This window comes from Streptomyces dengpaensis, assembly GCF_002946835.1.
Classification (GTDB): Bacteria; Actinomycetota; Actinomycetes; order Streptomycetales; family Streptomycetaceae; genus Streptomyces; species Streptomyces dengpaensis.
Genome location: NZ_CP026653.1, coordinates 79,118 through 92,208, shown reverse-complemented (window position 1 = coordinate 92,208; position 13,091 = coordinate 79,118). Strand labels below are relative to the sequence as shown.

Here is a 13,091-nt window from a genome sequence, read left to right as displayed (position 1 = left end):
CCCGCGGAGCGGGATATGCCCCGGCAAGCCGGGGCATAGAGCGCGAATTGCGCAAGCGCAATTCGAATTCCCGCGTAAACGCGGGAATGGAATTCCGTAAACGGAATTCTGAAAGGAATTCAATTCGCGCAAGCGCGAATTGAGGGCACCCGCGCAAGCGCGGGTGCCAGGGCTGGCAGCAAGGGGAGGTGCATCACGCGCGGGCCTGTGTAGCTACTGGGAATCCCAGCCATCACCCCCGCAACGGAAGTGACGGGCCATCGGACTGACGGGGTGCCGGCTCCATCGCAGTGACGGGCTCCGCTGCGCTCCACCCGAACCCCTCCCCAACTCCCGAAACCACCTGCTCGCGTTCACCAATACTCAGCCAGCATACACGCCAACCCGTCACAGTGGGGCGGAATCCGCCGATGCATCACCTGGTCGCACGAACGTGTGACGCGGGTGATGCATCAAGACAGCTCACTGTGTAGCGTTTGGGTCCTGGCCGCACCACCCCGCCCGGCGAAAAAACTACCGTCAGAATTCGGGATTGCGTGGCCGTGAATTGCTCAGCCACAGAACGGAAGCCCGATATGGGAGCGCTGGAATTCGATGTGCGGAGGTACCGGAGCCGAACGGCCCCCCAGGGCCGGGCGGCGGAACCGCCCACCGGCACCGGCCACGCCTCGATGCTTTGGAAGCGTCACGGTCGGCACCACCCGAGACGCAGCAACGCTGGTGCCGCCTACGGTCCGCACGGGTTCCACGGAGCCGCACGCGAAGCCGCCTCAGCCATCGGCAGATCCCACCGCCAGCGCCACAGGAGGTCGCCTACGGGTCCACGGTGGACCTGCGCCTCCCGATGGAGGCGGCGCCCCGGAGCAGCCGCCTCCGGGGCGCCTGGGGGCCTTCGCGGGCGCGGTAGCCGTGCGTGCCGGGTGGCGGCTGCGGGCCGGTACGCCCCAGGAGCAGCGCACCGCCGGCTGTGGTGGTTGGTGCCGTCGGTGGCGGGCCCGACACGTGCGTGACGCCTTGGTCCCGCCCTCGCGCGCGCGTGCGTCTTAAGGAAAAGAGGGCCCTCGGGAAAAACCAGCTCTGACCTGGGCTTTTACGGAAGGGGATGTGTCAGCGCTGACACATCGACCTGCGAAAATGTGTCCGTGGTGCCACATCGACACCCGTATTCGCCAACCCTGCTTGTACAACTGTGGAACGTTGCTGGTGGGGGCCGGTTTCCAGGAAACACCCCTCGAATCCACTGTGTCGGCGTCGACACCAAAGGGACACGCCAGCATGTACAAATCTGCCAACCGAGCTTGAACAACTGCTAGTGTCCGGCGCGACCCCCCAAGATCGAGGACAGGACCACCGTCGATGCCCCGCCAGCCCAAGCGCCCCACCGCGGGCCGTGGCAAGAGCCGGATCACCGCTGTGCCTCCCGGTGGTGACAGCGCCTTCCGCGAGACCCTGTCCTCCCGGCTGGGCAAGGACATCAAGCCGCCGACGCGTAAGCGGCCGGTGCAGCAGATGGACGTCAACGTCCGGTACACCTACCGCGCGCCTCACGAGATGTACGGGGGCTCCGGCTACAGCGTGGTGTCCAACGACTTCCTCGCCGACGTCCTGGCCGTGCTCATCGCCCAGCACGGCATGTCGCCGATCCAGTCCGCGGTCCTGCTGTGGTGCATCGGCCGGCAGCGCGAGGGCTGGCTGCGCGCCACGCACAAGAAGATCGCCGACAAGCTGGGTGTGGAGCGGGCGAACGTGACCCGGGCGATCGGCCGCCTTGAGGAATGGCACATGATCCAGCGCGTGGACACTGGGCTGATCTTTGTGAATCCGATGCTCGGGTTCGAGGGCAACGGAGACGTGCAGCGCGAGATCCTGGATGCCTTGCGTGACAAGGACGGGAAGCTGCCCGAGGAGGTCTTCCCAGCCCTGAACGCTCCGCAGCCACCGCGTAGCGTCCAGCTGGAGCTCGGTGTCGAAGACGGGGAAGATGAAGTGGTCGACGAGGAGGGGCGGGCATGCTGATCCAGGCGAGCGCCGGTTTCGGAATGCTGTACCGGCTGGACCTCACCAAGGCCGCGATGGAACTGCTGAGCGTCCTCATCGAGCGCCAGGAGCCCGGCGGCGAGGTGAACGCCTCCCAGGCCGAGCTGGGGGCCCGAGTGGGCCTGTCGCGGAACTCCGCGAACACCGCAATGGGACTGCTGGAGAGCCGGAACCTCGTGCTGAGGCCGAAGGACCGCAAGTACCGGACCTACTACCTCCACCCCTACATCGCCTCCTACGCCTCCCAGGAAGAGCTGGAGGAAGCGATCGAGGACGCTTCCGAGCGCATCGAGGCCGGCGAGCTGCCCGAGATCACCGTCCCGCTGTACGAAACCGCACCGCCCAAGCGCCAGAGCCAGCCGCTCCGGGCTGTCCGCGCTGTCGGCTGACGCCGCCCGCTATCACCCCCGGGTGATGCCCGACCGTGAAATGTGCCCCTGCCGCACAGGAATGCGCAGCCGGGGCACATTCGTCTGCCCCGAGCGGCGGGCGCCCAGTGCGTACATCGTTCCCTTCCAGGGGAAACGGCAGGTCAGCGCCGTGTGACGCGCCGGGACGGTACCACTAGGGGAACCGTCTTGTTCTGCTCCTCTAGAACAGCCGGCGCCTGCTCCGGCGAGCGCGTACATCGTTCCCCTGGAGGGGAAACCCGCAGGTAGAAGGGGTGGCGAGCAGTACAGGCGCGGGAGTTGCATGCGGCAGCCGTGCATAGATCTCGCGCGGAACATCGCAGATCTGCGATGTTCCGCGGCCGTCGGGAGGGGCTCCCGACCGTGCTGGCGGCCTCGGAGCGACAGGCGCTGGCGGGGGTGGCACGGTCCGAGCGGTGAACAGCAGCTGCCCGTCGCCGTAGGGGCGGGGTCGGCCTGCTACCCGTGCAGCAGCCTTGTGCTACGCGGGCCCATGCAAATGCTGCGCTGCACCCACGACACCACCCTGCTGCCACCCAACGACCATCCCCAGGACCACGAACAGCACCACCACGACGACGGCCACCACCCACTGAACCCACCGAACAGCGCCCCTGCAGACCACCAGCGATCAGTACGACCAGGAGCACCGGCCCCTCGTCGCCGCAGGCCCTCGTCTCACACCTCACACCCTCACACTGCACCCCGCCCACCTGGGGAATCCGGCTGTGTGCCTCATAGCAACAGCTGGGCGGAAGCGGTCACACCCTGCCGTGGAGGGCGCGGCGGTCGCCGGACATCGCGTAGCGGCGGGCGGCGAGGCCGTGTTCGAGGGGCTCGCCGATTTCCTCGCACAGCAGCGCCATGACGCCGGTCGCCGCCTCGGTGTCGGACAGGTAGGCCGGCGCGACTTCGAGCATCAGCTCGCCGATCGCGTGCGCGCTGGAGAAGAGGTTGGCGGTGAGCTGGCGCCCCGCGGCGACCACGGGATCCGCCGACGGATCGACGGGTGGCGGAGGCGGGGCGATGCGGACGTCGCGGACGGCCTGGCGGACCACCGCGCGCACCGTCGGCTCATCGAGGGCCTGGAGGCCGCTGTGAGCGAGCGCGGCGAGGCGCCGGGTGATCAGCTCCGCGACGACGTCCGTACGGCCGGAGACGGCGATCAGGGCGCGCTGGGACAGGCCGTAGTCGAGCGCGGCCGCGCTCGGGCCGGTGTCTCGCATGCGAGACGTCTCGGTGCCGACGTCGACGGCGCCGTGGATTGCGGCCAGGGCGCCGGCGACGTCCAGGAGCCGGTACGCCTGCGCGCGGCTGATGCCGAACTCCGCGTCGCAATACGACTCCCAACTGCCGTGCCCGAGCGGGAGCCAGACGCGGGCGGCATGCGCGTCACGGACCCGGGCGGCGAGCACCGCCACGGAGCGCCGGACGTCGTCCATCGCCTCGCGCAGCCCGGCCGTCATCTCCCGGGCGCGGGCCGCGGTGAGCGGCGGCCGCGCCGGTTCGACGCCGTGCTCCTGGTGCTCGTCGTGCTCGCCCACGACTCCATCGTCCTCCGGGCCGGCGGGCCGGTCCAGGGCGTGCGGAAGCACCGGTGCGAGCTCCGCCTCACAACCTCACAGTCTCATAGTTCACCGCGTCTACCTGGGGAAACGCCCTGTGAGCCTTATAGACCTCACAGCGTGACACCGTGAGTGGGCGGGTCTGTCACGCTGATCCGCGACGGCGGTCGCGGGTCAGGCCCGCCGCGCGACGCGAGGGGGCCAGGTGGCGGGGATCGAGCGGGAGCCGGCGGAGGTGCGGATACCCAAGGCGGCGCTGGACGCCTTCGCCGTGGCGCTGAGCGTGCGCACGGTGGCGATGCGGGCCTGGCCCGACGGCATCGAGTGGATGTACCCGGTGGGCACGTGGGACGAGGAGCACCTGGAGGTGGCGCTCATGCCCGGCGGCGAGGAGGTGTGGCTGCGGATGTCCACCGACCGCTCCAGCGTCGCTGTGTGGACCATCGAGCAGTGGTGGGCCTTCTCCGGGGAGCTGCCCGGCGCGACGCCGTCGCAAGACTGAGACGCGAAGCCCACGGCGGTGCGGTCGGCGCACGGATGGCGGAGGTCAGCGTGGCTCCGGCGGGCCCGGGTCGTTGAGCATCCGGCAGCGACCGTAGGCCCTGTGGTGGGGCGCTGACCGCCGTAGCAACGCGAACGAGGACCGATGCCGAAGAAGCCCGCCCACGATCCGACGTACGGCTACGACCACGACACGCGGAGCGTGCGTGTCCACCACCATGATCTGGCGCGGCTGCTGTTGATGTTCCGCTCGCTGATGCGGGAGCAGAAGCCGGGCTCGTGGGATCACATGCACGACTACGACCTGTCCTTCGAGCGCCTCGCGGACGCGGCTGACGCTGCTGCGAAGATCGTCTACGGCAAGCACTGGACGGGGCCCGATCTGCGGATGCGCTGCACCACGACCGAGCCGGTCTACGACTGGCCCGAGGGCGCACCGTACGACGGGGAGGCGACGTTCACCTGGAACGTGCCGGGCTACGGCTCGCACGCCAGCGAGGACGACCAGGTCCAGCACTGCTCGAACACGGCGCTGTGCGGGTTCAGCTGGGCGAAGGGCGACAGGCCGCGCAGAGTGGAGGGTCTGCCGGACTGTCCCGAGTGCCGGCGCGAGGTGCAGCTCGGTGCCGACCGCCCCCGCGGTGCTTGGTGACTACCGGTGGATACGGCCGTGGCTACGATCGGAAACGCCCTGACCCCGGCAGTTGCGATGCCGGGGTCAGGGCGTTGTCACGGATGGCTATCCGAGCCAGGTGATGGTGAGGACGGACAGGCGGCGCATGGGCCGGTTCACCCAGTAGGTGAGGGAGAGTTGGCCGACGGAGGCGTGGCGGACGTCCTCGCCCTCGGGGTCATCGGCGTTCCACTGCCGGAAGCCCCACGGATCGGCCGCAGCGGCGTCCAGGACGTCCCACACCATGTCTTCGACGTGCTCGGGCAGGGTAGCCAGGACCTTCGCGGCCGGGGCGGAGAAGCGGACCGCATACGGCTGCTGTCCGGTCACCGGCGCCGCCCGCGGAGCTCCGCCATGTCGATGAAGTCGCTGTCGTCGCAGCCTCCAGCGAGGAACGCGTCGACGGCCGGGGCGGAGGCGAGGCGGCCCTGCCAGTTCTGGACGACCTCGTACAGCCCGGCGAGGGAGAACGTGCGCCGTGATTCCTCGAGGGCGGCGGCCCACTCCCGTTCGAAGGCCGGTACCCAGGTGTCCGCGCGCCGGTCGGCGCGCAGCTGGGCGAGGAGTTCGGCCGGAGCTCCGGGTGCGGGGGCGTACGGGGTGACGGGTGCGTGGTCGGGCTGCGCGCTCATCTGGTCCTCCCGGCGGGTCGTCACCTCACGGTACGCGTGCCGGGTGGCCGTGGATGCGGGCATGGGACAGATCCCTCCTACTGGATCAGGGCGCCGGCGACAGCGCGGGGGCGTACGGGGACGACTGCTGGGCGAGGAACTGGCCGTAGGCGGTTTCCGCGAACCACCAGGCTTCGGGTGTGTGCCGCCGGGTGCGCCATGGCCGCGGTTCCACCAGCGTCTCCAGGTGTCCGTCGGGGTGCTGGAGGCTGACGCCGATGCCGTAGTAGCCGAACTCCAGGAGCTTCTCGGGGTAGTTGACGCTGGGGGCCCTGGTGATGATCACCCGGCGGGCGCAGAACTCCGTGAACTTCTGTGCCGCGTCCCAGGCCAGTTGGGAGGCGCTCGTGGCCCGTACCGTGGCCAGCCGCACCTGGCACGGACGCGTGACGTGCCGGACGACCTGGCCGTCGGTGACGGTGCAGATCCCGGCCGGGGCCCGGCGGATGTAGGCGCGCTGGTGATCGGTGAGGGCGGCGAGCGGGACGGGAAGGCCGTGGGGCAGCGCCATCAGCACGTCCAGGCCGCCGAAGCCGTAACCGGTGGCGACGCCCAAGCCGGTGGCGTGACGTCGTTCGTGCTCCGCGTCGTCGATGTCGAGCTGGAGCTCCGCGACGCCGAAACCGGCAGTCGCGGGAACCGTTGCGAGCATCTCGTCTCCCCCTACAGAGCCAGGGCCAGGGCGAGGGCCAGGGCGCGCTGACGCGTCTGGTCGTCCTGCTGGTCCCAGGTCCCGGCGATGTGCTCAAGGAGGCCGGCCGACGCGTCGAACACCACGGCGTCCGGGTTGTCGTCGCTGCGGGAGCGGAGCTGGCCGACGGCCTGGAGGATGCGGTCGACCGGGGCGGGCGGTTCCTCCTCAGCGCTGTCGGCGCGAGGACGGAAGGCGGCGGTCAGTTTCAAGGTGTACTCGAAGTCGGTGCGGGTGACCGCGGTGATGGTGTCGAGGTTCAGGCCGATGGGCTTACTGACAAGTTCAGCGCTGACGAAGTCCGGGTGGTTGCCGATCGCGGCGGCGACAGCGTCCCAGGGGTAGGCCTCGCCCTGCGGACCGTCCTCGGGGATCGGCTCCACGTCGGTCAGGGACAGGGTGTAGCCCGTGCCGCCCGCGTCCCGGAACCAGACGGCTTTGTCGCCGGGCGAGACGTCGTCGACGCTGCGGATGTGCGGGCTGCGGCGCAGCGCTTCGGCGATGTCGACGACGTCGTAGCCATCGAGCAACGGGCGCTTGGCCTGGTCGATGGCCGTGGAATCAGCGCTGGTGGTCATGAGAGTTCCTGTCCTGCGGTCGGGAAGTCGTGGTGAGCGGGCCGGATGGTGTAGCCGTACCCGAAGTGCGGGGCGTCGAGCCGGTAGCCGAAGCCGTGGAGGATGGCTCCCAACGCGGTGTGCATGGCGACGCGCACCGCTTCATACCGACGTACGACGTCGTCCTCGTCGCGGCCGGCTTCGACCATGTCGAGCGAGGCGTCGTTGAGGCGAGCGTGGCACAGCCAGTCCACGTGGACCTGGCCGTCCTCGATGTAGACCACTGGCCCGCCCTGGGCCTCGTCATCAGCAGAGGGCAGGGCCGGAGGTGGGGGCTGGAGCAGGCCGGCGCTCTCCAGGTCGAACCGGACTCGCTCGGCGAGCTCCTCGATGTTGCTTGTGGTCACGTGGCGGCTCCGATCGGCATGGTCGGCGCCTGCTCGGTGTCGGCGATCTGACCCAGGAGGTAGAGCATCCGGTCCGCACGCCCGGGTGCGACAGCCACGGGCCGATCGCCGTCCGGGGTGACCTCGCCTCGCCACGCGCTGGCCAGCCGGGCCATCTCACGGACATGACCGTCGGCCGGCAGGAACCAGGTGGCGCCCTGCGAGCGCAGCCCGGCCGACAGGTCGTCCAGATCGCGGTAGCGCCAGATCAGCACGGTGAGCTGGGACAGGATCGCGGCCAGGACCTCCGAGCCCGAGACCGGGTCGCCGGCACCCTCGGGGATGCCCTTGGCCCGTGGGGGCACCAGGCGCAGCAGCGGTTCGGCGACGACCAGGCCGTTGGCGCCGATGACGGTGACCTTGGCCGCCGACGGGCTGCGCCGGGTGCCCGCCGGGGTGTGCCCGCGCTCGGTGTAGTCGACGTGCAGCACCCCCAGCGGCCGGTTCTGCGGGACACGCAGCAGGTCGCGGGCGGTACGGACGGCGGCCGCGCGCTCCTGGCGGGCTTCCTCCTGGCGGTGGCGCAGTCCGCGGATGTGCCAGCAGGTCGGGCACAGCGCGCCGTACGACTCCGTCGCGATCGGTGCGCGGTCGGGGCGGGCACCGCAGTCCGCGCACACCCTCGCCCGCACCGAGTTCTCCGACCGGGCCCGGGCGGCGGCCAGCTGGGCGACGGTGGAGGCGGTCGGCGCCGACTGGTCGATGCGGTACAGGGTGATCGTCGTACGTCGGCCGATGCCGTCCTGGCCGTCGACGGTGGCCGCGGGCGGTCCCGGCTGACGGGGCAGGTCCATGCTCTTGAGCTGGGCGGCGGTCGCGTACAAGCCGGTCGGGACGTCTTTCCAGGCGGCGAAGTGCGGCTTGCGGGCCTTCGCGCTGACGGGCGAGGTCACCGCGAGGCTCCCGTGCTGTGCGGTGCGCCGGCCGTGGCGCACGGGTCGGGCAGCCGGGCGGCCTGCACCCATCCCGCCGTCGGCGACCAGTAGGCGATGTTCGCGGTGGCATGGCGGATGACGGGCTCGGTCGCGCCGTCCAGGAGCAGGCGCAGGTACTGCCCGGCGGTGTCGACGATCTCGCCCTCCCCGTCGGTGTGGCGGACCCGGCCGCCGATCGCGGCGCGGACACCGAACCGCTCGGGCAGCTGGTAGTAGGAGTTGATGTAGTCCAGCTGACCGGCCTGCCGCTTCCGGGTCTGGACGATGTTCTCCGGGTCGTCGTCGTGGTCGTACGGCACGGATTCCTCCTGCTGGTGAGGGATGGGGTGTGCGTGCTGGCTTGGCTGCGGAACACTGGAGGCGCGGGTCCCCGGCAGCTGACATGCCGGGGACCCGCGCCGTGTGCGGGGTGGTCAGCCGGGCCGGGGCCGGGCTGACGAGCTGAGGCTTAGCGGCGCTGGCGGGTCAGGGCGCGGGCGACGGCCTGGGCGTGCTGGCGCAGCGGGAGATCCTGCTTCTCCCAGGTGGCGGCGACGTAGTTGAGGAGTTCGGCCACGGAGCGGTCGGAGTCGCTCGGGTTGCTGGTGAGGGTCACGTCGGCGGCGTAGGAGACGTCTTCGGCCGGGGTGGAGTAGTCGTCGGCGTCCGCGTCGGGGTCGACGTCCATGGTCAGGAGGTAGCGCACCCCGCCCCTGGTCTGGACGGTGATGGTGTCCTCGCGCGGGGAGTCCGGGGTGGCGACGCAGAAGTCGGGGTGGTTGAGGATCGCCGCGGCAGCGGCCTCGATGAGCGCCGGGGAGGGCAGGATGTCGTCGTCGCTGGGTTCGGCGTCATGCAGGGTGAAGTCGAAGCCGTTGCCCGCGAGCGTGGTGAAGGTGACACGGTCCGAGAAGGCCGGGTCGGCCTTGGCACCGAGGATGTGCGGGCTGCCGCGCAGCGCGTCGGCAATGCGGACGGCGTCCTGTTCGGCGTCCAGCAGCGGACTCTTGTCGCGGTCGATAGCCGTGAATTCGGCGGTCATGCTTTTCCTCATTTCAGTATTCGAGGTCCAGGTAATCAATGTCGTTCAGGTACACGTCCGAGAGTCCCATGGCACGGCTCCCGCCGTCCTGGAAATAGACGTCCTTAAACCCTTCAGCGATGATTTCACGCATCCGCTGGTCGTTGGCACCCTCATCGCGGGCCTCGAACAGGCGGCGGGCGTACTCCGGGGGGAGGTGCACGGTGAGCCGTCGGAAGCGGCCTTCGTCGGTCGTGCCGACCGGCGCCTTGTACCCGAACCGGGCCCGCGTCTCCACCGTGATCCCGCCGGTGGTGGCCGCCTGGCGGTGCCGGCGTTTGCGCACCTGCGGCTGCCACCGCTGCCGTACCGCGTCGTCGATCTTCGCAGCGACGTCGGCACGGGCGTGCTTGCGGGCGCCGCGCCGGTAGCGGTTGACCGAGTCGGCGGTGACACCGAGCTCCGCCGCTACGGCCTTCGCGCTGCCCAACTGCTTGAGCAGGTAGCCGATCTGCCCCTTCAGGGTCTTGGGCGGCTCCCGGGTGAACTTCTCCCGGTCGGTGCGCTCGATGGCGTCGTCGATCTCTCCCATTGTTCAGCTCCCTTCGGGGGTGGGTTCCTGGCCGTCCGGGCCTGTGGCCTGGCGCTTGTGCGTCTCACGGGCGCCTGAGATCTGCAGGCAGACTGACGGAAGGTCAAGGCCGGTGGCGTCGAAGTCGGTGAGCTGAAATCCGTGCTCGCGGGCGACGGCCACGAGGTCGTCGAGCAGGTAGTAGGCGGCGGTCTTCTGCTCCTGACTCGCATCGACCGAGACTGCGGCTTCCTCGATCCGGCCGTGTGTGTAGTTGCGCTCGTGACTCACGAGAGGGCCTCCCCTGGTAGACAGCACTCGCCTACTCGCCTTCGTCCAGGACGGCGTCGTGGCCGTCGCCCTTGATGTGCCGGGCGGGGTTGTAGCCCTGCTCCATCAGGTCGACCGCCCACGCCATCTCCTGCACGCCCTCCAGCTTGGCCAGGCCCGGGGTGGGCCCGAGGCGGAAGCCGCCCGGCTGCGGCTTGCCGGAGGCCGCGTACGGCAGGAAATCCAGCGGGGAGGCGCCCGGCGTGGGGTAGACGACGCAGTCGGAGAGCACGGCGAGCGGGAACAGGCCCGTCATCTTCGCCATGTTGTTGAGCTTGCGGTGCATGTTGACCCGCGCCTTGGAGATGACCGCGGCGCGGATGTCGGGGCGCCAGGTCGGGCGCTGCATGGCCGGCCACGGTTCACCGTCGCGGTGGCTCTTGCCCTGCGGTCCCTCGAACAGCTTGCCGATGCCGCCCTTCACCGTCCCCTTGATCGCGGCGAGCACGGCCGTCAGGGCGGGGTCGATCTGCTTGTGCTGCTCCATCGCCGCGAGGAACTCGGTGTCGGACAGGTCCTTGGTGACGCCGAGGTCGGCGAGGGTGTCGACGTAGGCGGTCTTGAGCCGGTCGTGCCACGGATCCAGGTACGCGCCGGTCTCGCGGCGCAGGTACGCCTCGAGGGGCTGGACGTTGTAGCCGAGCTCCTGGGCGTAGGCGACAGTGTGCGTCTGGTACCAGGCCGGGCCCTCGGGCCGCTTGCCGGACGGCGTGAACGGCGAAGGCAGGCGCGGGTCCAGCTCGATCCCGGAGAGGTCGACCAGCCAGGAGCCGGGGATCTTCGGGTTGAACGCCGGGGCGTGGAAGTGGTCCGGGGCGGACAGGCCCACGGTGAGCCGGGCCGCGGCGGCGAGGAACGCCGTGTTGAGGTCCAGGCCGACCGCGTACGGCAGCGCCGCCTCGTCACCGGTGAGCAGGTCCACCGGCCGCACCCACTCGTATGCCTCTTCCTTCAGGAACCCGCCCGTCCAGCCCTGCGCGACGGGGTGTTCGGGCCGGGCCTCCGGCGGCGCCGGGTCGATCGGCTCCGTTCCGAGAGAGCCGGGATTGTGGCCGCTCACCCAATTGCCGGTCTCCTCGTCGCGTACGGCGCGGGTCGGCGGGCGCAGCGCGGTCATCAGCTCCAGCCCGTTGACGGCCGTGCCGCCGCGCGGGGTGATGACGCGCTGGGCGTACACACCCAGGACGCGGGCGATGTCGGCCGGCTCCATCTCCGTGACGCCGGGCCAGGAGCGGCCATCGAGGGCGTCCCAGGACAGGATCGCGAGCTGTACGCACTGCCGCTCGCGTCCCTGGGCCTTGCGGTAGATCCGCGCCCACGGGCCGAACCCGCGCCTCGTCAGCTGCCATTTCGCCTTGATGATCTGCTTGACGACCGGGTGGTCCTCTTCCAGTCGCAGACCCCGGCGGTCCTCCAGGCGCTCCGGCAGGCCGAACTTCACCGCGGCGGCCTCGGTGATGACGATCAGCGGGTCGGAGTCCTTGCCGTTCTTGTGCAGCTTCGGCGCACCGAGACCGGACTCCTTGAGCGTCCACTCCACCAGCTCAGGGATCGTGCGAGCGGGGCAGTCCAGCACGATGCCGTCGACACCGTACGCGGAACCGTCGCCGTCCAGCACGGCGAGCGGGCCGTGCGGGAACCGCGAGTCGACCGCGGGCACGGCACGCTTCTTCGCCGGTCGGCGCGACGTCGACGCCGCGGACAGGTTGGCCGGGCGCTGCTCGGGCTCCGGGGCGGCCTGGACGGCGGGCGCCTCCACGGCGGCGGGTGCCTCGGTCGCGGCCGGGCCGGAGAACGTCTCCGGGACCGGCTCCGGGCGGGGCGCGGAAGCCGGGGCGGGCGCGACGGCGGGAGCTCCGTGGGCGGGGAACCTCGCCGCCCAGCCGTTCAGCAGCCGCTGGTACGCCTCCAGGCGCGGCGGCTTCGGCTCGGTACGGCCGTTCTCGTAGTTCTTCACCGTCTGCGTCGTCGTCTTCAGCGCGACCGCGAGACGGGCCTGGGTGATACCGGCCGCCTCACGCAGCCGGGCACGCTCCGCCGGAGGCGGGAGCTGCGGCTCCTCCTCCAGCAAGGCGTCGATGTTCGCGAACAGCTCTTCCTCAGTTGCCATTTGTATCTACCTCCACCATGAACACTAGCAGCCTTACCCCCTACATTTAACCCATTCTTTTAACCCGATCGGATCTTATTGTGTGTAGAAAAATGACGCTTTGTGGCGGTTTGGCGGTCAGGCTCGTGCGAGACGGCCGGCGGCGGCGACGAACGCGTTGTGCGCGGCCCGGGCGAGGTCACCGCGCCGGTCGCGGTCGGCCCGGTCAGGGGCCTCGTGCAGGGTGAAGGTGACGTCGACGACGCGGGCGGCGAGCTCGAGGACGTGCGGGTCGTCGGTCAGCAGCTGGAGTTCGGTCAGGGCCTCGCCCACGGCGGTGCGCGCCTCCAGCGCGGCCGTCTTCGCGGCTGCCTGCTCCGCCTCGGACGCGCCGGCCTCCCGCAGCACGGAGCGCTCGCCCTGCAGGCGGCGCATCGCGGCGAGCCGGGTGAGGAAGCGGACGAACACCTGACGCAGCTCCTGGCGCTGCTGCGTCTGCCGGGCGAGCCCGTCGCGGCGGGCGGCGGACCGCTCCTGCAGGCGGAAGCCGACCAGGATCCCCAGCAGGCCGATGACGCCGGTGATGGTGGATGAGGCCAGTTCCATGGTCATGTC

17 protein-coding genes are annotated in these 13,091 nt (G+C 70.3%); 4 read left to right on the top strand and 13 right to left on the bottom strand.

What is annotated here, in order from left to right; genetic code table 11:
* Window positions 1–1,356: 1,356 nt before the first annotated feature.
* Window positions 1,357–2,016 carry a replication/maintenance protein RepL gene (locus C4B68_RS40525; RefSeq protein ID WP_099505154.1) on the top strand — a complete coding sequence of 220 codons (660 nt, stop codon included), beginning with the start codon at window positions 1,357–1,359 and terminating at the stop codon, window positions 2,014–2,016.
* The gene (locus tag C4B68_RS40520) at window positions 2,010–2,426 is read left to right on the top strand and encodes a hypothetical protein (RefSeq protein ID WP_099505155.1); all 417 of its coding nucleotides are present in this window, start codon (window positions 2,010–2,012) and stop codon (window positions 2,424–2,426) included. The genes C4B68_RS40525 and C4B68_RS40520 overlap by 7 nt, the downstream gene beginning before the upstream one ends.
* 782 nt (window positions 2,427–3,208) lie before the next feature.
* On the opposite strand, the gene C4B68_RS40515 is transcribed toward C4B68_RS40520, so the two are convergent.
* Complete coding sequence (locus C4B68_RS40515) at window positions 3,209–3,991, bottom strand: hypothetical protein (protein WP_099505245.1); 783 nt, start codon at window positions 3,989–3,991, stop codon at window positions 3,209–3,211.
* Between the two features lie 226 nt (window positions 3,992–4,217).
* Between C4B68_RS40515 and C4B68_RS40510 the strand changes: the two genes are divergently transcribed.
* A complete protein-coding gene (locus tag C4B68_RS40510; RefSeq protein WP_099505156.1) occupies window positions 4,218–4,514 on the top strand; it encodes a hypothetical protein in 297 nt (98 codons plus the stop codon).
* A gap of 144 nt (window positions 4,515–4,658) precedes the next feature.
* On the top strand, window positions 4,659–5,165 hold the full coding sequence (locus C4B68_RS40505; protein WP_240634790.1) for a hypothetical protein: 507 nt from the start codon (window positions 4,659–4,661) through the stop codon (window positions 5,163–5,165).
* 87 nt (window positions 5,166–5,252) lie between these two features.
* Here C4B68_RS40505 and C4B68_RS40500 read toward each other — a convergent pair whose 3' ends face one another.
* The 12 genes from C4B68_RS40500 to C4B68_RS40445 form a co-directional block, all read right to left on the bottom strand.
* A complete protein-coding gene (locus tag C4B68_RS40500) occupies window positions 5,253–5,516 on the bottom strand; it encodes a hypothetical protein (RefSeq protein ID WP_099505157.1) in 264 nt (87 codons plus the stop codon).
* Window positions 5,513–5,818: a DUF6247 family protein gene (locus tag C4B68_RS40495; RefSeq protein ID WP_099505247.1), complete on the bottom strand. Its 306-nt coding sequence runs from the start codon at window positions 5,816–5,818 to the stop codon at window positions 5,513–5,515. Before C4B68_RS40495 ends, C4B68_RS40500 begins: the two co-directional genes overlap by 4 nt.
* 85 nt (window positions 5,819–5,903) lie before the next feature.
* Window positions 5,904–6,509, bottom strand: coding sequence for a hypothetical protein (locus C4B68_RS40490; RefSeq protein WP_099505158.1), 606 nt, complete (start codon window positions 6,507–6,509; stop codon window positions 5,904–5,906).
* 11 nt (window positions 6,510–6,520) lie between these two features.
* Window positions 6,521–7,126: a hypothetical protein gene (locus C4B68_RS40485; protein WP_099505159.1), complete on the bottom strand. Its 606-nt coding sequence runs from the start codon at window positions 7,124–7,126 to the stop codon at window positions 6,521–6,523.
* Entirely contained in the window at window positions 7,123–7,512 is a 390-nt protein-coding gene (locus C4B68_RS40480; RefSeq protein WP_099505160.1) for a hypothetical protein, read from the bottom strand. The genes C4B68_RS40485 and C4B68_RS40480 overlap by 4 nt, the downstream gene beginning before the upstream one ends.
* Window positions 7,509–8,444, bottom strand: coding sequence for a hypothetical protein (locus tag C4B68_RS40475; RefSeq protein WP_143674426.1), 936 nt, complete (start codon window positions 8,442–8,444; stop codon window positions 7,509–7,511). Before C4B68_RS40475 ends, C4B68_RS40480 begins: the two co-directional genes overlap by 4 nt.
* Entirely contained in the window at window positions 8,441–8,785 is a 345-nt protein-coding gene (locus tag C4B68_RS40470; RefSeq protein ID WP_099505162.1) for a hypothetical protein, read from the bottom strand. Before C4B68_RS40470 ends, C4B68_RS40475 begins: the two co-directional genes overlap by 4 nt.
* A gap of 149 nt (window positions 8,786–8,934) precedes the next feature.
* A complete protein-coding gene (locus C4B68_RS40465) occupies window positions 8,935–9,507 on the bottom strand; it encodes a hypothetical protein (RefSeq protein WP_099505163.1) in 573 nt (190 codons plus the stop codon).
* Window positions 9,508–9,520: 13 nt separating this feature from the next.
* On the bottom strand, window positions 9,521–10,078 hold the full coding sequence (tpg, locus tag C4B68_RS40460) for a telomere-protecting terminal protein Tpg (protein ID WP_099505164.1): 558 nt from the start codon (window positions 10,076–10,078) through the stop codon (window positions 9,521–9,523).
* Window positions 10,079–10,081: 3 nt separating this feature from the next.
* The gene (locus C4B68_RS40455; protein ID WP_099505165.1) at window positions 10,082–10,348 is read right to left on the bottom strand and encodes a hypothetical protein; all 267 of its coding nucleotides are present in this window, start codon (window positions 10,346–10,348) and stop codon (window positions 10,082–10,084) included.
* 31 nt (window positions 10,349–10,379) lie between these two features.
* Window positions 10,380–12,497 carry a telomere-associated protein Tap gene (tap, locus tag C4B68_RS40450; protein WP_099505166.1) on the bottom strand — a complete coding sequence of 706 codons (2,118 nt, stop codon included), beginning with the start codon at window positions 12,495–12,497 and terminating at the stop codon, window positions 10,380–10,382.
* A gap of 117 nt (window positions 12,498–12,614) precedes the next feature.
* On the bottom strand, window positions 12,615–13,082 hold the full coding sequence (locus C4B68_RS40445; RefSeq protein ID WP_143674428.1) for a hypothetical protein: 468 nt from the start codon (window positions 13,080–13,082) through the stop codon (window positions 12,615–12,617).
* Window positions 13,083–13,091 lie beyond the last annotated feature (9 nt).